The following is a 20,272-nucleotide window of genomic DNA, read 5'->3' as shown; positions in this document are numbered from 1 at the left end:
AGTTCGGCGAGCTTGTCGAGGGCGGCGTTGGCGCCTGCGACGTAGGCGGCGTGGTGCTTGTCGTGGTGCAGCTCCATGATCTTGCCGGAGATGTGTGGCTCGAGGGCGGCGTAGTCGTAGGGCAGTTCAGGCAGCGAGTAGACGGACACGAGATGCTCCTTTGCGGTTGACGTGAACCGATCCTGCAACCTCAACCGCGCTGGAGGTCCAGGGGTTGTGCGACAGGTCACGCGCGCGCACCGGTGGCGGCGTCGCCTACTCTCGACCGGTGTCCGGAACCGCCAGCGCCCCCGAGCCGCACCTGCCGCTTCCCGTCGAGCTGCCACTCGTCGACGAGCCGGGTGGCACCGATGTGGACCTCAAGACGCAGATGGTGCGCTTCATCGCGACCGGTGGGCTGTCCGCGATCGTGGACTTCGGGCTCTATGTCCTCGGCTTGGCGCTCGGTATGCCGTACGCGTTGGCCAAGTCGATCGGCTTCGTCGCAGGCACCACCACCGCCTACCTGATCAACAGGCGCTGGACCTTCAAGGCCGAGCCGAGCCGCGCCCGCTTCATCGCGGTCGTCGCGCTCTACGCGGTGACCTTCGCCGTGCAGGTCGGCCTCAACCAGGTGATGGTCCACGCGTTCCCCGACGAGTGGTGGAAGGTCCCGCTGGCCTTCGTCATCGCCCAGGGCACCGCGACGGTGATCAATTTCGTCGTCCAGCGCGCGGTCATCTTCAAGATCCACTAGCGACCCGGTAGCGCGGTCGCGCTGTGACACGCTGTCCCCGTGGAACACAATCGGTTGTGGCCGATCGCGGACAGGGCGTCTCGGTTGTGGTGGCGCGCGGTGGGGCGCCCCGTTGATCTGAGCGGTGACCACGCGTGGCTGATGGCACCCACCTCGGCGGCGGGAGTCGTCCGGGACCACTGGCTTCCGGCCGAGGCGGAGCGACTCGGTGGAGCGCTGATCGCCGAGGATGCCGAGGCCGGACTGCTGCCGGACATGGAGTGTCTTGCCGGACCCGGGTTCGACCCGGGGCGGCTCGATCCGGCGATCCGGGACTTCTACGAGCACACCAGCCAATGGCGCATGGAGGTCTGGACCCAGTGGTCGCCGTTGTTCGCGCCGGGTGGATCGATGATCGGCCGGCTGTACGGCAAGAGGGTTCAGCAACTCGCGTTGCCGGTGGATCCGCTCGCCGTAGCGCACGGCGTGGACAGTGAGATCACGAAAGTGGTTGACCGCGACGGTAACCACGCCGGCTCGGCCTGGTTGCGGACGCTGCGCGGTACGGGCGACTTCATGTACAGCGGGTACTACCGCAGTACCGTGCTGCCCGGTCACGACCGACCCAGCATCCACGTGAGCTTTCCGCTGGAGCAGGGCAACGTCCAGGTGTTCCTGCGCCCGCAGAACGGCCCCGACGGGTCACTGCTCCTCGAGTCCCCCGCCGGTGAGTTCGGTGCCGACGGCGCGTACGTCACCGTCCTCGAGCGGGGGCGCCACTATGCGGCCCGGGCCCCGATCCGCGAGGAGTTCCGCATCTACGTCGACGGTGAAGGCGTCCTCCGCACCGACCACGTGCTGCGGATATGGCGAAGGGCGGCGATGCGGCTGCACTATCGGCTCGATCGGGTATCCGCGCAATCTGGAGCGACCTGCACGCAGTCGCTGCCGCACGAGCCGGGTGGCGCGAGTTGCGAGGCGCCCGTCGCGGGTTCGGAAGCCACCGGCTGAGCCGAAGGTCCGGTCACCGCGGCGGACCGGTCGTCAGCACGATCGTCGCGGACCGCGACCCGCCGCTCGCGTCGGTCCATGCCAGTTCGATGCGATCGCCCGGGTGCCGGGCGACCATCATCGCGGTGAGTTCGGCCGCGGTCCGGATCGGCTTGCCGTCGAAGGTCGTGATCACGTCGCCGCGCACCAGCCCGGCCCCCTCGGCTGGCGTGCCGTAGCTGACCGCGACCACCCGGGCGCCGGGGAGTGTGACCGAGTCGCTGACGCTGATGCCGAGCAGGGCCGTCGGCCCGATGTGCACGGTCTCCGAGCCGCGGCCCTCGCGGACCTGGTCCACGACCGTGATCGCCTCGTCGATCGGGACCGCGAACGACTTGATCTCGCGCGGCGGTGCGGGTGTCGGACCCTCGTCGTGCGAGACGGCGGTGCCCGCGGTGCTGACCCCGATGACGGCGCCGGTGCCGTCGACCAGCGGCCCGCCCGAGTCGCCCGGCCGGATGTCGGCGTTCACCTCGATCAGGCCGGACAGCTTGTTGGTCGAGCCGTCGGCCGAGTCGCGCGCGGTGACGGAACGGTTCAGGGCGGTGACGATGCCGCCCGCGGCCTGGGGGACGCCCGCGCCCTCGGCATTGCCGATGGCGGTCACCGGATCGCCGGTCCGCACCGCCGCGGAGTGGCCGAGCGCGGGCGTCGGCAGTCCGGTGGCGCCCGCGAGCCGCAGCACCGCGAGGTCGCGGGTCCGGTCGTACCCGGCCACCTCGACGTCGTAGCTCGCCCCGTTGCCCTGATTCACCGCCATGATGTCGGTGGCGCCGTCGATCACGTGGTGGTTGGTCAGGACGAGGCCGTCCGGGGTGAGCACGATCCCGGTCCCCGCGGTCTCGCGCCAGCCGATGCGCGAGATCAGGTGCACGGTCGTCGGCGCGACCCGCTGGTGGATCTGTTCGGGGGTGAGCAGGATCGGCTGTGGTGCTGCCGGTGGCGGAATCGACTGCGGGGTGGCGACTTCCGGGGCAACGACGCCTGATTGTGCCGGGGCGGGAAGCTGGGTGGGGGGCTCCGAGGTCAGGCGTTGGCCGGCGAGCAGGCCTGCGGTGACGGCCGCGGCGACAGCCAGGATCGCCAGCGTCCGGCGGGCACGGCGACGCTGCGGGGTGGTCCGGTCGCGCTCGGTCCTGGTCATCGGAAGTATGGCGCGGATACTCCCTCGTTCACGGGGGAGGAAGCGCCGTCCTCTCTGTCTGTCGGTGGTCGCGGTTAGGTTGGCGGGTGTGGACGAGGCGGTGCGGTACACATTTCGGCTGCGCCCTGGCGTGCAGGCGGAACGTGCGCTGACCGGCGAGTGGCATCGGTGCCGGTTCCTGTGGAATGAGGCTGTCCACCAGCAGAAGTCGGGACACAGGCCGACGTTCGGGAAGCTCTCGAAGTTCCTCACGCAGGCGCGGCGTCGCAGTGTGTGGCTGCGCGAGGGGTCGCAGGTCGCCCAGCAGCAGACGTTGCGCACATACGCGCAGGCCCTGGGATATTCGTTCACGGTGAAGGGGCGCGGGCGGCCGACATTCAAACCGCGCAAAAAGACACTGCCCTCGTTGGAGTTCACGCGCCGCGGGTTCAGGATCCACGACGGCCGCCTGGTCCTGCCGAAGGGGATCAGTGTGCCGGTGGTCTGGTCGCGGGAGTTGCCATCCGAGCCGACCAGTGTCCGCATCACCCGGGATTCGCTCGGGCACTGGTACGCCTCGTTCGTCGTCCGCTCCGACATCCCGCCAGCGCCCGAAGCGGCGGGCGGGATCGGAATCGACTGGGGTGTGGCCGCCACGGCCACCACCACCGACAGCGCCTTCGACCTCCCGTATCTCGGGTATCGGAAGCGGTGCGCCGCCGCACTGGCGAAGACACAACGAAAGATGGCCCGCCGCCACAGTGGCCGTCGCGGTCAGCAATCGCGGGGCTACGACCGCGCGAAACGGGAGGCGGCGAAACTGACAAAGAAGGCGGCCCGCCAAACCCGACACGATTCGCGGGTGTGGGCGAAACAGGTGGTCGATCGCCATGAGCTGATCGCGGTCGAGGACTTCACCGCGAAGTTCTTGGCGAAGTCCACGATGGCCCGCAAGGCCGCTGATGCGGCGATCGGGGCTGCGAAGCGGGAACTGATCATTCGTGGCAGGCGGGCTGGCCGGAAGGTGGTGCTGGTGCAGCCTGCATACACGACGATGACGTGTTCGAGGTGCTTCGCGAGAGCCAAGCAGCAACTCGGGCTCGGCGAACGAACCTTCCGATGCCACGATTGCGGTCACACTGACAGCCGGGATCGGAACGCTGCCAGGACGATCCTGGCTGTGGCAGAACGCGGCCACACAAGTGTTGACGACATCAGACAATCGGATCACCCCCTCTGCGTGGGTGGCTCGGTTGCGGTTTGAGCTTGAAATCTCCTATCTATGGGGCAGGAGAAGCGCTAAGTACACCCGGCATCCGGAGGGGGCTCTGGTCGGCGTGGTGCGGTCGTTCAAGATTACGCGGGCGGCCACTGCGCGGTCGGGCGTTTGGCGCCCCGCTTCACTGCCGGACTCGCCGAAAAGTGCCGATTTCGGCAGTTCGGCGTGGTTGCGGCGGTAGCGTCCCTGGCGCGTGCACGTTCATTCGTTGCGAACCGGGGAGGGGCACTTCCATGGAGGTCACATCGAAGGGGAGGTCACGCCGGTTCGCGCGGGCGACGACCATCGCCCTCGCGTCGGCGCTCGTGACTGCGGGCTCGGCTGGCATCGCCGTCGCGTCCACCGGCCCCGCCGCGCCCGGCGCCGCGCCGCCGCCGGGCCTCGCAGAGTTCGCGGACTCGCTGACCCACCCCGCCGTCGGCAGCCTGAACACCGGCTTCGCCGGGCTCGGCAGTGTCGGGCTCACCTTCGACTCCGGCAGCGCGGGATCGTCCAACAACGGCCCCGACAACACCGGCTCGAGCAACACCGGGTCCTACAACACCGGCTCCGACAACGTGGGGTCCGCGAACACCGGCTCGGGCAACGTCGGGTTCGCGAACACGGGCTCGGGCAATGTCGGTTTCGGGAACACGGGATCCGGCAACGTGGGATCCCTGAACACCGGCTCGCTCAACACCGGCTCGGGGAACACCGGCATCCTGACCGAGGGAATCCTCGTCACCGGGCTGGGATCGGTCGGCTTCGGATCCCTGGGCATCAACTGGAACTGAGCGCCTGCCCGGTCAGCCCATTCGTCGCTTGAGCACCATGTACACGGCGCGGCGCATGAACGAGGTGCCCAGCGCCTTGGCGTTGCCGATCCGCACGTCCATCGCGGACAGCAGTCCCGGCTCGGCCGCCCGCAGCGCCTCGTGGAAGGCCGCCGCCTGGGAGGCCTGCTGGCGTGCCAGCCGCACGCTCCACTGGCCGGCGTTGATGCGGAACGACGCCAGCGGGCGGGGGATCGCCACGACGTCGCCGTGCAGGGCCACACCGACGTAGGTGGCCTCGTCGATCAGGTACGGGTTGGCGTCGTCCCACCAGCCGATCTTCTCGAGCACGGCCCGCCGCATCAGCACGCAGCCCGGCTCGCCGAAGATGTTCGCTCCCGCGGTCACGGCCCGCCGTGCGGCCACCCGCCCGCTGACCGGCCCGGACAGGCCCGCCAGTCCGCGGGCGGCGAGCACGGTCTTACCCGCCGCGTCGACGAGGGTGCGCTGCGAGGCGACCAGCACCGTCTCCGGATGCTCGTCGAACGCGGCCACCTGCTCGGCGAGGCAGGTCGGGAAGATCGTGTCGTCGCCGCACACCAGCTTGAGCAGGTCGCCGTTCGCGGCCTGGCTGACGCGGTTCCAGTTGGCCTTGGCGCCGCCACCCGCGGGGGTGTTCAGGATCGTGACGCGGGGGTCGTCGGCGTAGGGGGCGAGGGCGGCGAGCGTGCCGTCGCTCGACGAGTGGTCGGCGACGATCAGCTCGAAGTCCTCGAAGGTCTGTCCGAGGATCGAGTCGATGGTTTCGGCGATGTAGTCGGCGTTGTTGTACGCCGGAACGACGACGGAGACCCGAGGCGTCATGCGGAACCAGACCTTTTCTTTCTACTGAACGAGAAATCTCGATACCCGAAGAAGCTCGCGGTCGCGGTCACCGCGGTGATCGCGATCTGCGCGGGGATCGGCGGGAACCCGAACACCGACACCGCCAGCGTCATCAGGGCCATGTTGATCGCGAAGGCGCCGAAGTTGACCACGACGAACCGCCACAGGTCCCGCAGCAGGTGCCCGCGCACGCGGAACACCAGGTAGCGGTACATCGCGAACGCGCACAGCACGTTGCACAGGTATCCCGCGACGATGGCGAAGTGGTATCCGAACTGGTCGCCGAGGGCGAGCTGCCAGACGACGAACCAGGCCGTGCCGAGCGCCGTGTTGAACCCACCGACCAGCAGGAAGGCCAGCCCCTGGTTCTTCACCAGCCGCATCAGCGGTCCGGCGCCGCCCGACATGCCCGCGGGCGGGGTCGCCTCGGCGGTGCCCGAACTCGGGTCGTGGGGACCTCGGTCGGTCAACTGGTGGTCCTTCATCGCTGGTTGTGCTGCCCGGTGCACCCTACCCGAGGGGCTGCGCACCGGCGCCGAACCGAGGCAGCAGACCGGACTCGAGCGCGGCGGCGAGCGACGGCGCTGCCGCGTCCTTGTCGGAGAGTCGGAACTCGAACGGGGTGCCGTCCCGGCCCGCGGTCGGCCAGTCGATGCCGACCTCGGGATCGAGCGGATCGATGCCGTGCTCGCGGCCGGGCGCATACCCGGTCGAGCACAGGTAAACCACGGTGGAGTCGTCCTCGAGTGAGAGGAACGCGTGTCCGAGACCCTCGCTCAGGAACACCGCGCGGCGGTCGACATCGTCGAGCAGGACCGCGTCCCACACCCCGAACGTCGGCGAGCCGACCCGCAGGTCCACCGCGACGTCGAGGACCGCGCCGCGGACGCAGGTCACGTACTTGGCCTGGCCGGGCGGCACATCGGCGAAGTGGACGCCACGAAGCACGCCTGCCGCGGAGACCGAGCAGTTGGCCTGCTGCAGGTCGAGGGTGCGGCCGGTGGCCTCGGTGAAGGTCGGGTCCCGGAACCACTCCAGGAACACGCCGCGGTCGTCACCGAACTGCTGCGGGGTGAACTCCCAGGCGCCGGGCACTTTCAGTTCGCGAAACTGCATTCCTCACCATTCCTTGCCGCGGTCGAGCAGACCGAGCAGATAGTTGCCGTAACCGGATTTGACGAGGGCCTCGGCCCGCACCCGCAGCTCGTCGTCGGTGATGAAGCCCCGCCGCCAGGCCACCTCCTCCGGCGCGCCGATCTTCAGGCCCTGCCGCTCCTCGATGGTGCGTACGTAGTTCGAGGCGTCGAGCAGCGAGTCGAAGGTGCCGGTGTCCAGCCACGCCGTGCCGCGCGGCAACACCTCGACCTGCAGCCGACCCGCCTCGAGATAGGCGCGGTTGACGTCGGTGATCTCGTACTCGCCGCGTGCCGAGGGCTTCAGGTCGCGAGCGATCGACACCACGTCGTTGTCGTAGAAATACAGCCCGGGCACCGCATAGTTGGAGCGCGGCCGCTGGGGCTTCTCCTCCAGTGAGATCGCGCGACCGCCGCCGTCGAACTCGATCACGCCGTACGCGGTCGGGTCGGCGACCCAGTACGCGAACACCGCGCCGCCCTCGATCTGCTCGAACCGCGTCAGCCGGGTACCGAGGCCGGGTCCGTAGAAGATGTTGTCGCCTAGCACCAGCGCGGCGGAGTCCGAACCGATGTGCTCGGCGCCGAGCACGAACGCCTGCGCCAGCCCGTTGGGCTCGGCCTGCACCTGATAGGTCAGGGAGACACCGAAGCGGGATCCGTCCCCGAGCAGCCGCTGGAACTGTTCGGCGTCCTCGGGGGTGGTGATCACCAGGATGTCGCGGATGCCGGCCAGCATCAGCGTCGACAGCGGGTAGTAGATCATCGGCTTGTCGAACACGGGCACCAGCTGCTTGCTGACCCCGAGCGTGATCGGATGCAGCCGGGACCCTGTTCCACCGGCCAGAATGATTCCGCGCATAGCGGCAGTGTTCCAGTGTTCGGTTCCCTGGCAAACTCCGGCCACCGGTATCGTGCGGACCGTGAAGCTACTCGTGACCGGCGGTGCTGGATTCATCGGCGCCAATTTTGTCCAGCAGACCGTCGACGAGCGGCCCGATGTGGAGGTGACCGTCCTCGACGCGCTGACCTACGCGGGCAACGTCGAATCGCTGGCGCCGGTCCGGGACCGGATCGACTTCGTCCAGGGCGACATCGCCGACGCCGACCTGGTCGACCGGCTGATCGCCGGGACGGATCTCGTCGTCCACTTCGCGGCGGAGTCGCACAACGACAACTCGCTCAATGATCCGTCCCCGTTCGTGCGGACCAACGTGATCGGCACCTTCACGCTGCTGGAGGCCATCCGCAAGCACGGCGTGCGTTACCACCACATCTCCACCGACGAGGTGTACGGCGACCTGGAACTCGACGACCCGGCGCGGTTCACCGAGGCCACCCCGTACAACCCGTCGAGCCCGTACTCCTCGACGAAGGCATCGAGCGACCTGCTGGTGCGGGCATGGGCCCGCTCGTTCGGCATCTCCGCGACCATCTCGAACTGCTCGAACAACTACGGGCCGTATCAGCACGTGGAGAAGTTCATCCCGCGGCAGATCACGAACGTCCTCGACGGTGTCCGGCCGAAGCTCTACGGTCAGGGCCTCAATGTCCGTGACTGGATTCACGTCGAGGATCACAACCGCGCCGTGTGGACGATCATCGAGCGCGGCACGCCGGGGGAGACCTACCTGATCGGCGCGGACGGCGAGGTCGACAACCGCACCGTCGTGCGGACCATCCTGGAGCTGCTCGGCAAGGATCCGGACGATTTCGACGCGGTCACCGACCGGCCGGGCCACGACATGCGGTACGCCATCGACGCCACCCGGCTGCGCACCGAGCTCGGCTGGCAACCGCGATACCGGGACTTCCGCTCCGGACTGGCCGCGACCGTCGAGTGGTACCGCGACAACGAGCAGTGGTGGCGCCCGCAGAAGGACGCCACGGAACGGGCCTACGCCGCGGCGGGCGAGACGGTGCTGGGATCCACCGACCCGGCGAGCTGACCCGACTACCGGCCGAGTGAGCGCCGGGTCGCCTCCAGCGTGGCGGCGATGCCCGCGGGCAGGGTCCGGTACGGCCGGCGATCCAGTTCCGGCCAGACGGTCGAGCGCAACCGCAGGTCCACGGACTGGACGCTCGCGAGCGGCGACGATGCGAGCACGACGGTGGGCTTGCGGCGGAACACCGTCCGACAGGCGCCGAGCAGGGCGCCGATGGTGGTGCTCTGGCCCGAGGCGAAGATCTTGGTGACCCGCTCGCCGGGCCGGGACTGCGCGAGGTCGAGGGCGTCGGCGACCATCGCGGCCGCATCCGTCACGAACAGGTAGTCGCGCATCGTGTCCATCGGCACGTAGATCGAGATCGGTGCCGACATCAGGTAGCCGCGGCACAGGTGCGAGATGAGTCCCTGCGGCTTGGTCAGGTTCTGGCCGGGTCCGTACAGGTTGGCGAACCGCCCCACGACGACGGACGACCCCGTGTCGGCGCCGAAGCGGTGCATCAGCCGCTCCGCCGTCAGTTTCGCGCGGCCGTAGTCGCCGAGCGGTACCGGGTCGGTGTCCTCCGTGAAGGGCGCACCGGACGACCCCGCGTACACCCCGCCCGCCGAGGAGGCGTGCAGGATCACACCCGGTCCCGGGGAGCCGCGGGTGATCCGGGCGATCTCGTCCAGCACGTCGGACACGACGGCGTTCTCCGCGGCGAACTCCTCGGAGGTGGTGCCGTTCACGCCGATCCCGGCGCACCAGACGAGCCGCCACGGTCCACCCCCGGCCGAGTCGATCACCCGGCGTGCGTCCGCGAAGAGCACCTTCCTGGCGAGGTCGCCGTCGTGCCAGGGGACCCGGCTGGTCTCGACCCGCAGTCCCCGCCGCCCGAGCTCGCGGGTGACGGCGCTGCCGAGCAGTCCGCCGCCGCCTACGACCCAGGTCGGGGTGTCCAAGTCAGGCGCCCGCTGGGTCGGTTCGGTGTTCGTGCGGCACCGGCTCGACGCGTCCAAGCGGGCCGGCCGCCGGATCGCCGACGATCAGGTAGGGCGGCTTGCCCATCGCGGTCTTCACGTTGACCCCGACATACTCGGCGATCACCCCGAGGGAGAACAGGATCGCACCCATGCCGAACAGCAGGATCACCATCGTCGAGGCCCAGCCCCGAACCTCGCTGTGGACATCGAAGAACAGGTAGGACACCAGCACGTACAGCACCAGCGCCAGGCCGAGCACGGCGAACAGCACCCCGATGAAGCTGACCATGCGCAGGCCCTTGGTCCCGCTGGAGAGGACCATGCGCCAGAAGTGGGAGAGCAGGCTGCGTAGGTGGTAGCCGGAGCGGCGGCCGTGCTCGGCGCGCAGCTCCACCGGGCTGGTCGTCACGTTGCCCGCGATCCAGCCGAGCGCGACGTCGAGGTAGGCCTCGGAGCCCGCATACGCGGCCACCGAACGGCCGACCTCGCCGAGGACGAGCCGGAAGCTCTGGAAGCTGCGGGTGTTGTCGCCGGAGAGGGCGCGCGCGATGAGCCACTTCGAGCCCCTGGAGGCGGCGTTGCGCAGGAACCCGTGCGGCGCGGCGTTCGTCGGTCTCGCGTAGACGACGGTGGCCTGCTCGTCGAGTGCGGTGTCGAGCAGGCCGCCGATGGCGGCGGGGTCGTGCTGACCGTCCTCGTCCATGGTGACGATCCACTCGCCCCCGCTCGAGGCCATGCCCGCCAGGGTCGCGGGATGCTGTCCGAAGTTCCGGCTCAGCCAGATCGGCCTGACGAAGTCGTGTTCGGCCGCCAGCTGCCGGATGACCTCGGCCGAGTCGTCGGGGCCGTGGTCGAAGACGAGCAGGACCTCCTCGACGAGCATCGGCCGGCCCGCCGGGGTGAGTCGGGTCGTCGTCCACGGCAGGATCTCGTCGATCAGCGCGCGGAGCGTCTGGGCGCCCTGGTACACCGGCACCACGACCGAGATCCGGTGCGGAGCCGGCGAGGGTCGGGCGTCATCGGAGGTCACGGGCTGGGAGTTTACTCGGGACGACCACGGCCTCCGCCCACGCCGTGAGTTCGCCACCACTGCGTGACGGCTCCTGCCGTTGTCCGGACTACGGGCAATCGTCGCCGTAGACCCACAACCGGGCCGTGCCCGCGACGAGGAGGGGCCGATAGGTCAAGACCGTCGCGGCGTCCTGGCCCGGACGCGGCACGGCGCTCACCAGGTAGCAGGAGCGGTTGCCGGGGAAGACCCACGAACCGGGCGGCGACATGCCGACCGCCGAGTGATAACCGTTCCATTCCAGCCCGGAGTCGACGTCGACGGCCGGGACGCCCGTCGCCACCAGGTGTTCGGCCGCGTTCCAGCGGGCGGAGTCGTAGGCGAGACCGGCGGCGGTGATCATCAGCGAGACGATCGCCAACCCGGCGAGCGCGGCCGCGGCGGGCAGCCGCTCGGCCACCCGGGCGAAGGTCGGGTGCCGCGGCGGCGCCGACGGGCGCACGGTCCGTTCGGCCAGGACGACCGCCAGCAGCGGCGGCAACAGCAGCAGCCAGTAGCGGTCGAACAGGTTCTGCCCGGTCAGCGCGGTCGCGAGATTGCCGAGCACCATCAGCGCCCCGAACGTGCCGAGCACCGGGTCGACCCGGCGGAGTCGTCGTGCGAGCACGCCGGCGAGCAGCACCCCTGAACCGCACGCGAGCGCCACGATGAGCCACCACGCGGCGGTGGGGAAGATCGCGGCGGGTCGGCCGTGGCCCGCGGCCCAGTACGGCCCGGCGGGGTCGAGGTAGTTGCCGACGAAGAAGTTCTTGGTGCCGTAGCGGGACACCGTCCACACCGCGACCCCCGCGGTCACGGCGGAGGCGAGGAGCGCGCCGCGGCCCCAACGCCACGGGCGCGCGACCAGCAGCACCGCGGGCGCCGCACCCAGTGCCAGGACGAAATAGCCCTGGACCAGGATGCTTCCGCCGACCTTCGCCAGGCTCTCCGGCACGGCCAGCACCGGTGGGTCGCCCGCGCCGAACGACTGGCGCCACAGCTCGAACCCGACGACCGCGGTGAGCAACATCGCACCGGCGCCCGCCACGACGATCCAGTCACGGCTCCGCCGTGAGCGCCACGCCGTCACCGCGGCGACAGACAACACCGCGGCCGGTGCGGCGAGCGCCTGCTCCCGGATCGTGAAACCCCAGAATCCGACGGCCATCGACACGGCGAGCAGCACCAGCGACCCGCTCCGCAACGCCCTTCGCCCGACGGCGAGGCAGACCATGATCGCCGCCATCGCGGGCACGTCGAGCATGAAGCTGGTGGTCAGCAGTCCGAATCCCGGCCAGATCGCGACGATCAGCACGGCGAGGGCGGCGCGTACCCGACCCGCCGACGGGGCGATCAGGTCGTACACCGCCGCGAGCGCGACCACACCCAGCAAGGCCACGAAGAGATGCTGGGCGACCAGCCAGCGGGCGAGCGGCCCCAGCACGATGAACAGCCCGAACAGCGCCGAACGGTTCCAGCCGAGCAGTTCGATGCTCCCGGTGCTCCCGAACGTCTGCGCGATCCGGCTGTACGACCACGCGTCGTTGTGCGGAATGGAGAGGCCGCCGGTCACCGCCGACAGGGTCAGCGGTACCAGCACCCCGAGCAGTCCAGCCGAGGCGAGCAGCACCAAGGCGACCCGGCTCCGGGGCGACGCCGCGCCGTCAACAGCGAGTTGCGAGTCGCTCCCCGGCGTCGCCACGACGTCGGGGGACGGTGTTCGACTCATCGACAACCTTTCCGGTCCGCCCGCTCACGCCCCGCTGGTGTTCGCTTCGACCGGGGCGTCGGCGCGGGAGGTGCGACGACCGCGGTAGTACAGCCCTGTGAGTATGACGATCAGCGTGAGCCCGAACCCGGCGGCCGCGAATCCCAGTCGCTGCCCCGGCGGCCGGAACGTGATCTCCAGCTCGGCGTTGTCGGTGCCGGGCGGCAGGTCCACCATCAGGAACATATCGCCCAGGCCCTTGGTCTGCAGCGGGGCACCGTTCAAAGTGGCCGTGTATCCCGGCCAGGCCAGACGGGCGAAGACCACGCTGCCACCGTCGGGCGCGGTGACCCGGAGCCGCTCGGAGTTCACCTCCGCCGATTCGGGGACGACCTCGGTCCCGACCGCGGCGGTCACCCGCCCGGCCTGGGTGGACACCGGACCGTCGACCCGCTCGAGCACGTGGACCTGGCTCGCGGCCGGCTCGGGGACGCTCGTCCAGGTCCAACCGGGCGGGGGCGGGTTGTCCGAGGCGTCGGGATACTGCTTGTCCTGCAGCACGATCCGATCGACGAGCATCAGATCGGCGAAACTCCTGCCGGTGTAGGGGTCGACCGTGAGCACGTTCTCGAGCGCATCGGGGCAGGTCGACCCGTCGAATTCCATGCACAGCATCCCGGAGAACCATCGATGCCCGACCGGTGTGTACGCATTGACGTAGGTCAGGTCCAGGTCCTTGGCGTAGTTGCCGTAGACCTGCGACTGCCAGGGCAGTTCCGTGGATTCGGGATCGATCCGGATCAGGTTGCGGTTGCCGAGCTGAAGGGTGGTGCCCTCGAAGTCGGGGAAGCCCTCCTTGGCCTCGGACTGCGTGGTCGGCAGGTACCACTTGTTCAGGGCCTGCGGATACGTGGACACCTGGTAGACCAGGATCGGCAGGATGGTTGCGATCAGCAGCGCGGCGACCGCGCGGTCACCGCACCGCCGGGCCAGGTACAGGGCCAGGGCGCCGAAGACGGCGATCAGCGCGCCCCACATGACGTGGCGCCCGAAGTACTGGGGTCCGGAGGAGCTCGCGCGCAGCACCAGCACCACGATCAGCGACCCGGCCGCTACCAGCCGGGGCCGCAGCGGACGGGTCGTGCCGTAGCGGCTGAGCAGCGCCGCCAGCAGCACCAGCGAGATCACGGCAACGAACGGGAGCAGCCGCGCAGGCCACCGGATCTGCCCGATGTCGCTCGGGCCCGCGGTGAACAGCAGGATGAAGGCCAGCAGCAGGATCGCTCCGGAGAACTCCCGCAGCGCGGGCTGGGCCTTGCGCCACGCGATGAACGCGAGCGCCGGGATCGCGAACCAGGCGATGTAGGTGATCGGCGCGGTGGTCGTCTCCCCGGTCCAGGACTCGATGCTCGACACGGACGACGGGATGCTCGCGGTGAGCGTCTCCGACCAGGGCGCGGTGAGGAAGTTGTCGTTGAGTGCGCCCTCCTCGCCGGTGCGCCAGGTCACCGACGAGGACAGCATCCCTGGCAGGAAGGTGATGGCGCCACACGCCGCGGCTGCCACGCCGACGCCGCCGAGGAGCAGCGAGGGTTGCCAACGTCGCTGGTACAGGTATTCGCCGATCATCAGGCAGCCGATCAGCACGCCCGCCATGAGCGCGGAGTGCGCGTAGCCGACGCTGATCGCGAGATAGAGGAACGCGAACAGGGGCAGCGGCCCGGACCGGCCGCGCGCGTACCTGACCCCGCTGGCCCAGGCCTGCACCACCCACGCCATGCCGATCAGCGAGGTGACCCAGGACGGGTCCTCGAAGTACAGGGTGAAGCCCCCGAACGGGGCGGCCGCGCCCGCGACCGCGGCCCAGGCCGGGCGGGCGCCGTACTCCATCGCCACCCGGTAGACGCCCCAGCCGAGGATGATCGAGAATCCGAGCTTGACCGCAGTCGCCAGCAGGGCGAGGTTGTCCACCGACGGGGCGGCGTAGTTGATCGCCATCTGCACGGGATTCCACAGGCCGCCCTGGCCCTCGACCGGGTAGTTGCCTGCCATCCACTGATCGAGGACCAGCGTCGGGAACCACTGACCCTCGCGCATCAGGTGACCGAGCTGGATCCAGTTGCCGACCGCGCCCGACTCGGTGTCGTCGACGTAGAAGTACCGGGAATCCACGCTGAGGATGAGGAGGAACCCGAGGCAGATCACGCCCGCGACCACGGCCCCCCAAGCCCATCGGGTGCTCCGGGTGGATACGGGCGGTTCGAGTGTCACGAGAACTCCAGATAGCGCGGTCGGGTGCCCAGTGACATTAACCGAGGTCGGGCTCGGTGGTTTCGTCGGTCAACTGCACGTCGGGATACCCTGCGGGTGGACATTGGCGACACGATCGAGAGTTGGCGGTTGGATGAACAAGCCCGAATTCCTTGAGTCCGGGGCCCCGGCGGCCGAGGTGGCGGCGCGGTTGCTCGTGCAGCGCGGCGTCTTCGTCGGTATGTCGCCGATCGTCAACGACGACCTCTATGTCGCGTTCCGCAAGGGTTCCGGCGACCGGGAACGCCACACGCTGCGCCTGGACGCGGGTGCACGCGCCCACACCAACACCTACTTCGGACGGTTCGCGGCCAGCTACTGGCAGCGCTGGACCACGGTCACCGAGGTGCGGGTCAGCCTGCGGGCGGCCGGCTCCGGCCGTTTCCGGGTCCGCCTTGTCGCTTCCGACATCGCCGGGCACCGCCGGATCGTGGGTGCCGTCGCCGGATCGGGCGACGAGACGGTCGAACTCTCCTCGCCGCTCGACAAGTTCGTCGACGGCGGCGCCCTCTGGGTGGAGATCGACGCGCTGGACGCCCCGCTGACCGTCGACCGCCTCGAGTGGACCACGGCCGCGCCCGAGACCGTCCGCCCGGTCGCGATCGCGATCTGCACGTTCAACCGCGCCGACGACTGCGCGCAGACGGTCGCTGCGCTGGCCTCCGACGATCGCGTGCTCGAGGTCATCGACTCCGTCTACGTGGTCGACCAGGGGACCGACCTGGTCCGGGACCGCGAGCTGTACGGCGAGGTCACGCCCAGGTTCGGCGACAAGCTGCACTACCTGCGGCAGCCCAACCTCGGCGGCGCGGGCGGCTTCACCCGCGGTCTCTACGAGGTCTCCGCGACCGACGGGCACGCCGACGTGATCCTGATGGACGACGACATCCTGTGCGAGCCGGAGACCGTCCTGCGACTCAACGCCTTCGCGAACGTCACCGTCGAGCCCACCCTCGTCGGTGCCCAGATGCTGTTCCTGCTCAACCCGGACTACCTGAACGTGGGCGCGGAGGATGTCGATCTCGGCACCCTGCAGCACGGGCAGAAGGTGCCGAAGGCGCTGCGCAACACGAGCATGCTGAAGAAGAACCAGGAGCGCCGGGTCGATGCCGGATACAACGCCTGGTGGACGTGCCTGATCCCGGCCGAGGTGGTCGCGAAGGTCGGCCTCCCCGTCCCGATCTTCTTCCAGTGGGACGACGTCGAGTACGGAGTCCGCGCCCGCGAGGCGGGGTTCGTCACGGTCACCCTGCCGAACGCTGCGGTCTGGCATGCGGACTTCTACTGGAAGGACTTCGACGACTGGGCGCGCTACTTCAGCACCCGCAACTCCCTGATCGTCGGCGCGCTGCACAGCGATCTGGACACCAAGCGGCTGGGACGTCAGTTCTTCCGGCAGATCAGCGAGTACCTCGTCGGCATGCAGTACGGTCTCGCCGCGACCACGCTGCGCGGCATCGAGGATTTCCTCGAGGGCCCGAAGGTGTTGCAGGACGGCGGCATCGCGGCGATGGCCGCGATCCGCGCGGAGCGGTCCGAGTACCCGGAGACGGTCAAGCACGACGCGGCCACCGCCCCGGTGCGGTCCGCGGACCTCACCACCCGGCGCTCGGGCGGCGAGCCGAGCGCGATGCGGCTGATCCTGGTCAAGCGGGCCATCGACCAGTGGTTCGGGCGCACCCAGCACGGCCTGGTCAGCGTTCCGCGTGAGGATGCGCACTGGTGGCACATCTCGCTGTTCGACCACGTGGTGGTCACCGACGCCTCGCAGTCCGGGGTGCGGATCCGTCAGCGCGACAAGGGCAAGGCGGTCGACCTGCTGCGGCGAACGGTCCGGGTGCTGCGGCGCCTGCGCGAGGACGGCGCCGCCGTCTCCCGCCAGTACCGTGACGCGGCCCCGCAGCTCACCAGTCGCGAGAACTGGGAACGCCTCTACGAGCAGTAGGCGGCGGCCGGAGGTCGTCCCCGTGCGGTCGGACCGCGCGGGGACGCCGTGATCGGGACCGGTGTGGCGGTCAGTGCCGCTCGAACCGTTCCTGCCTGCCCATCTTGCGCAGCCGCACCCAGTCGCGCAGGCCGGCCGGGTCCCGGCGGTTGATCAGGAAGAACCAGCCGAAGCGCACCCACTCCTGCGGGAGCAGTCGTCGCATGCCCGGCTGCGAGAGCAGGTACCCGCGGTTGCGATAGGTGTAGAACCGCTTCGTCTCGTTGTCCGGGTACTGGGTGTGCATCCGCCCGCCCAGGATCGGCTTGAACTCCTCGGCCCCGTTGGGATGCACATACGCGGTCTGCAGGCAGGTGCCGAACGGCAGCCCGGAGCGGACCAGGCGGCGGTGCACCTCCACCTCGTCACCGCGGACGAACAGGCGCAGGTCCGGGACCCCGACCGCGTCGACCGCGGCGGCGGAGAACAGCGCCCCGTTGAACAGGGAGGCGATTCCCGGCAGCAGGTCCTCGGTGCCGAGTTCCGAGCGCAGTCGCCGCCACTCGACGCCGCGGCGCAGCGGAAACGCCAGTCGGTCGGGGTCGTCGATGTCGCACACCACCGGGGACACCTCGGCGAGCCCGTGCCGGGTGGCGCAGTCGAGCAGGGTGGCGAGTACCTCGGGTCCCTCCGGGCGGCCGTCGTCATCGGCCAGCCAGAGCCAGTCGGCTCCGAGGGACAGCGCGTACAGCATGCCGAGCGCGAACCCGCCCGCGCCGCCGAGGTTGTGCTTGGAGCCGAGGTACGTGGTCGGCACGTCCGAGCCCTCGACGAGTGCCCGCACCTCCGCCTCGTCGGCGTTGTCGACCACCACGAGGTGATCCAGCGGCCGGGACTGGGTGGAGAGCACCTTCAGCGACTCGGCGAGCAGTTCGCGGCGCTTGTGGGTGACCACCACGCCGATGATCCGTTCGGTCACCGGGTGTGCCCCGACTCGGTCTGCTCGCGCTCCATCTCGGCGATGACGTGCCGCACGTGGTCGGCGGCATCGTCGCCCTCGTAGGCGCGCACGACGTCCTCGATCTCGCCCCGCATGCGGATCTGGCCGTGGTCGATCCACATCGCGCTGTCGCACAGTTGGGCGAGGAACTCGTTGGAGTGGCTCGCGAAGACCAGGATGCCGGAGCGCTCGACCAGCGCCTGCAGCCGGATCCGTGCCTTCTTCATGAACTCCGCATCGACCGCGCCGATGCCCTCGTCGAGCAGCAGGATCTCCGGGTCGATGCTGGTCACCACGCCCATCGCGACCCGCACCCGCATGCCCGTCGAGTACGTGCGCAACGGCATCGACAGGTATTCGCCCAGTTCGGTGAACTCGGCGATCTCGTCCATCTTCGCCAGCATCTGCTTGCGGGTCTGGCCGAGGAAGAGGCCGCGGATGATGATGTTCTCGTAGCCGGAGATCTCGGGGTCCATGCCGACGCCGAGGTCGAACACCGGCGCCACCCGCCCGCGGATCCTGGCACTGCCGCGGGACGGTTCGTAGATGCCGGACAGCAGCCGCAGCAGCGTGGACTTGCCGGCGCCGTTGTGGCCGACCAGTCCGATCCGGTCGCCCTCCTTCAGCGAGAGGGTGATGTCGCGCAGGGCCTCGACCACCACGACGTCGGAGTCGTTGCGGCCGATCGCGCCGCCCGCCTTGCCGAGGAACGCCTTCTTCAGCGACCGCGACTTGGCGTCGAAGATCGGGAAGTCGACGCACGCGTTGTGCGTGTCGATACTGACGTGTTTCGTCATCTGTTGACCGCTCTCCCTAGACCCAGTAGGGCACGCGGGCCCGGTACTTGCGCAGTGCCACGAGGGCCAGCGCCCAGCCGACCACGGTGATCCCCAGCACGATGTACCAGTGGTACAGCGCCTGCGGCTGCCCGATCATCGGCGCGCGGACGATCTCGAGGTAGTGGTAGAGCGGGTTGAGCTCGGCGATCCTCGCGCGCTCTTTGACAGCCCCGCCCTGCGCGATGAGGCTCTGCGTGGTCCACATGATCGGCGTCAGCACGAACAGCAGCAGGGTCATCGACGACAGGATCGGGGCGATGTCGCGGTAGCGGGTGGCGAAGATGCCGAAGACGATCGACACCCACACCGCGTTGAGCACGAGCAGGGCCACCGCGGGGATCGCCGCGAGCGACGCCCAGCTCAGGTCCCGCCACACCGCGAAGGCGACGACCATGACCACGTAGATCACCAGGTTGTGCGCGAAGAAGAGCAGCTGCCGCCACACCAGCCGGTAGATGTGCACGCTCAGCGCCGACGGCAGCTGTTTGATCAGCCCCTCGTTCGCGATGAACACCTCGGACCCCTCGATGATCGAGGCGTTGATCATGTTCCACACGATCAGGCCGACCGTCACGTAGGGCAGGAACTCGCCGAGGGGGATGTCGAGCAGCGCTGCGTACAGGATGCCGATGGCGGTGGCCTGCACGCCGGTGGCGATGGTGATCCAGAACGGACCGATCACCGAGCGGCGGTAGCGCTGCTTGATGTCCTGCCAACCGAGGCTGAGCCACAGTTCGCGCTGCGCGAATCCGTCCCGCAGGTCCTTGAACCCGCGACGGAGGGTCTGCGAGTCGGAGACCGGGGGGACCTCGGTGGCCAAAGCCTCGGATTCTGGAGCGGATGCTGACACGGAGACCGAGCCTACTGGTCGGCCGCGTGCGGCCGACCAGGCGCCACGGCTAGAGGTACTGGCCGGTGCCCGAGCCCTGCTGTGGATTCTGGTGCCCGTGGCCTGCGGTCATGCCTGGTGGGAGCGCGCTCTGGCGGATCTGCTCGAGCTGGGACCGCGCGGCCATCTGCTGGGCGAACAGCGCGGTCTGGATGCCGTGGAACAGGCCCTCGAGCCAGCCGACGAGCTGCGCCTGCGCGATCCGCAGCTCCGCGTCGGACGGCACGCTGTCATCGGTGAACGGCAGGGTCAGCCGTTCGAGTTCGTCCCGGAGCTCGGGGGCCAGGCCCTGCTCGAGCTCGCGGATCGAGGATTTGTGGATCTCTTTGAGCCGGTTCCTGCTGGCGTCGTCGAGCGGCGCCGCGCGGACCTCCTCGAGGAGTTGCTTGATCATGGTGCCGATCCGCATCACCTTGGCCGGCTGCTCGACCATCTCCGCGATCGACTCGCCGTTCTCCCCATCGGTGCGTCCCGCGCCCGCGAAGCCGGTGTCGCCAGGACCCGATCCGACGCCGGGGAGGCCTGCGGCGGCGACCATCATGGGTTGCCCGTCGGGTCCGATCACGACCACCTGCTCATTGTCCGGTTGCGTCATGGCTCCATCTTGTATCAGGAGAGCAGCCGGCGCACCGACCGTCGGCGAACCGATGGACGGTTTCGGCGCGCGGTGCGGAACCCGGAAAAGTTTGTGTTGTATGCAGTTACAGAT

Annotated in this window: 19 protein-coding genes and 1 pseudogene; 6 read left to right on the top strand and 14 right to left on the bottom strand. The window is 69.3% G+C overall.

Going from position 1 to position 20,272, the window contains the following annotated elements; genetic code table 11:
• Nucleotides 1-149 (bottom strand): annotated as a pseudogene (locus ACWFRB_RS11175) (superoxide dismutase); the annotation flags it as partial.
• Nucleotides 150-268: 119 nt separating this feature from the next.
• Between ACWFRB_RS11175 and ACWFRB_RS11170 the strand changes: the two are divergent.
• Together ACWFRB_RS11170 and ACWFRB_RS11165 are read left to right on the top strand one after the other, a co-directional pair.
• On the top strand, nt 269-736 hold the full coding sequence (locus ACWFRB_RS11170) for a GtrA family protein (protein ID WP_072753927.1): 468 nt from the start codon (nt 269-271) through the stop codon (nt 734-736).
• 99 nt (nt 737-835) lie between these two features.
• Nucleotides 836-1,726, top strand: coding sequence for a hypothetical protein (locus tag ACWFRB_RS11165; RefSeq protein WP_452640982.1), 891 nt, complete (start codon nt 836-838; stop codon nt 1,724-1,726).
• Between the two features lie 13 nt (nt 1,727-1,739).
• Here ACWFRB_RS11165 and ACWFRB_RS11160 read toward each other — a convergent pair whose 3' ends face one another.
• Nucleotides 1,740-2,909, bottom strand: coding sequence for a S1C family serine protease (locus ACWFRB_RS11160; protein WP_452640981.1), 1,170 nt, complete (start codon nt 2,907-2,909; stop codon nt 1,740-1,742).
• An 88-nt stretch (nt 2,910-2,997) separates the two neighbouring features.
• On the opposite strand from ACWFRB_RS11160, the gene ACWFRB_RS11155 reads away from it, so the two are divergent.
• Both ACWFRB_RS11155 and ACWFRB_RS11150 read left to right on the top strand, forming a co-directional pair.
• The gene (locus ACWFRB_RS11155; protein WP_452640979.1) at nt 2,998-4,152 is read left to right on the top strand and encodes an RNA-guided endonuclease InsQ/TnpB family protein; all 1,155 of its coding nucleotides are present in this window, start codon (nt 2,998-3,000) and stop codon (nt 4,150-4,152) included.
• A gap of 248 nt (nt 4,153-4,400) precedes the next feature.
• The gene (locus tag ACWFRB_RS11150) at nt 4,401-4,940 is read left to right on the top strand and encodes a pentapeptide repeat-containing protein (protein ID WP_452640977.1); all 540 of its coding nucleotides are present in this window, start codon (nt 4,401-4,403) and stop codon (nt 4,938-4,940) included.
• A 12-nt stretch (nt 4,941-4,952) separates the two neighbouring features.
• Here the strand turns inward: ACWFRB_RS11150 and ACWFRB_RS11145 are convergent, their stop codons facing one another.
• Genes ACWFRB_RS11145 through rfbA form a run of 4 tightly spaced genes read right to left on the bottom strand, consistent with a single transcriptional unit; the run spans nt 4,953 to nt 7,799 of the window.
• Entirely contained in the window at nt 4,953-5,783 is an 831-nt protein-coding gene (locus tag ACWFRB_RS11145; RefSeq protein ID WP_452640976.1) for a glycosyltransferase family 2 protein, read from the bottom strand.
• A complete protein-coding gene (locus ACWFRB_RS11140; RefSeq protein WP_452640975.1) occupies nt 5,780-6,274 on the bottom strand; it encodes a GtrA family protein in 495 nt (164 codons plus the stop codon). The genes ACWFRB_RS11145 and ACWFRB_RS11140 overlap by 4 nt, the downstream gene beginning before the upstream one ends.
• Nucleotides 6,275-6,314: 40 nt before the next feature.
• A complete protein-coding gene (locus ACWFRB_RS11135) occupies nt 6,315-6,920 on the bottom strand; it encodes a dTDP-4-dehydrorhamnose 3,5-epimerase family protein (RefSeq protein ID WP_452640973.1) in 606 nt (201 codons plus the stop codon).
• 3 nt (nt 6,921-6,923) lie between these two features.
• The gene (gene rfbA / locus ACWFRB_RS11130) at nt 6,924-7,799 is read right to left on the bottom strand and encodes a glucose-1-phosphate thymidylyltransferase RfbA (RefSeq protein WP_452640972.1); all 876 of its coding nucleotides are present in this window, start codon (nt 7,797-7,799) and stop codon (nt 6,924-6,926) included.
• A gap of 61 nt (nt 7,800-7,860) precedes the next feature.
• Here rfbA and rfbB point away from each other — a divergent pair, with 61 nt between their 5' ends.
• Nucleotides 7,861-8,886, top strand: a complete 1,026-nt coding sequence (gene rfbB, locus ACWFRB_RS11125; RefSeq protein ID WP_452640971.1) for a dTDP-glucose 4,6-dehydratase — start codon at nt 7,861-7,863, stop codon at nt 8,884-8,886.
• Between the two features lie 5 nt (nt 8,887-8,891).
• Here the strand turns inward: rfbB and ACWFRB_RS11120 are convergent, their stop codons facing one another.
• The 4 genes from ACWFRB_RS11120 to ACWFRB_RS11105 form a co-directional block, all read right to left on the bottom strand.
• Nucleotides 8,892-9,824, bottom strand: a complete 933-nt coding sequence (locus ACWFRB_RS11120) for an NAD-dependent epimerase/dehydratase family protein (protein WP_452640970.1) — start codon at nt 9,822-9,824, stop codon at nt 8,892-8,894.
• Nucleotide 9,825: 1 nt separating this feature from the next.
• On the bottom strand, nt 9,826-10,833 hold the full coding sequence (locus ACWFRB_RS11115) for a glycosyltransferase (RefSeq protein ID WP_452640988.1): 1,008 nt from the start codon (nt 10,831-10,833) through the stop codon (nt 9,826-9,828).
• Between the two features lie 130 nt (nt 10,834-10,963).
• Nucleotides 10,964-12,622, bottom strand: a complete 1,659-nt coding sequence (locus ACWFRB_RS11110) for an ArnT family glycosyltransferase (RefSeq protein WP_452640969.1) — start codon at nt 12,620-12,622, stop codon at nt 10,964-10,966.
• 24 nt (nt 12,623-12,646) lie between these two features.
• Complete coding sequence (locus tag ACWFRB_RS11105; RefSeq protein ID WP_452640967.1) at nt 12,647-14,872, bottom strand: hypothetical protein; 2,226 nt, start codon at nt 14,870-14,872, stop codon at nt 12,647-12,649.
• A 133-nt stretch (nt 14,873-15,005) separates the two neighbouring features.
• Here ACWFRB_RS11105 and ACWFRB_RS11100 point away from each other — a divergent pair, with 133 nt between their 5' ends.
• Nucleotides 15,006-16,856, top strand: coding sequence for a glycosyltransferase (locus tag ACWFRB_RS11100; RefSeq protein WP_452640966.1), 1,851 nt, complete (start codon nt 15,006-15,008; stop codon nt 16,854-16,856).
• A 70-nt stretch (nt 16,857-16,926) separates the two neighbouring features.
• Here the strand turns inward: ACWFRB_RS11100 and glfT1 are convergent, their stop codons facing one another.
• Genes glfT1 through ACWFRB_RS11080 form a run of 4 tightly spaced genes read right to left on the bottom strand, consistent with a single transcriptional unit; the run spans nt 16,927 to nt 20,158 of the window.
• Nucleotides 16,927-17,814, bottom strand: coding sequence for a galactofuranosyltransferase GlfT1 (gene glfT1 / locus ACWFRB_RS11095; RefSeq protein ID WP_452640964.1), 888 nt, complete (start codon nt 17,812-17,814; stop codon nt 16,927-16,929).
• Entirely contained in the window at nt 17,811-18,632 is an 822-nt protein-coding gene (wzt, locus tag ACWFRB_RS11090) for a galactan export ABC transporter ATP-binding subunit Wzt/RfbE (protein ID WP_452640962.1), read from the bottom strand. Before wzt ends, glfT1 begins: the two co-directional genes overlap by 4 nt.
• A gap of 16 nt (nt 18,633-18,648) precedes the next feature.
• The gene (gene wzm, locus ACWFRB_RS11085) at nt 18,649-19,524 is read right to left on the bottom strand and encodes a galactan export ABC transporter permease subunit Wzm/RfbD (protein ID WP_452640960.1); all 876 of its coding nucleotides are present in this window, start codon (nt 19,522-19,524) and stop codon (nt 18,649-18,651) included.
• A gap of 49 nt (nt 19,525-19,573) precedes the next feature.
• The gene (locus ACWFRB_RS11080) at nt 19,574-20,158 is read right to left on the bottom strand and encodes a bacterial proteasome activator family protein (RefSeq protein ID WP_452640959.1); all 585 of its coding nucleotides are present in this window, start codon (nt 20,156-20,158) and stop codon (nt 19,574-19,576) included.
• Nucleotides 20,159-20,272 lie beyond the last annotated feature (114 nt).

It is taken from the genome of Rhodococcus sp. NPDC055112 (assembly GCF_053607505.1).
Note: the sequence above shows the minus strand (reverse complement) of the source record. Positions and strands in the feature narration are given on the sequence as shown.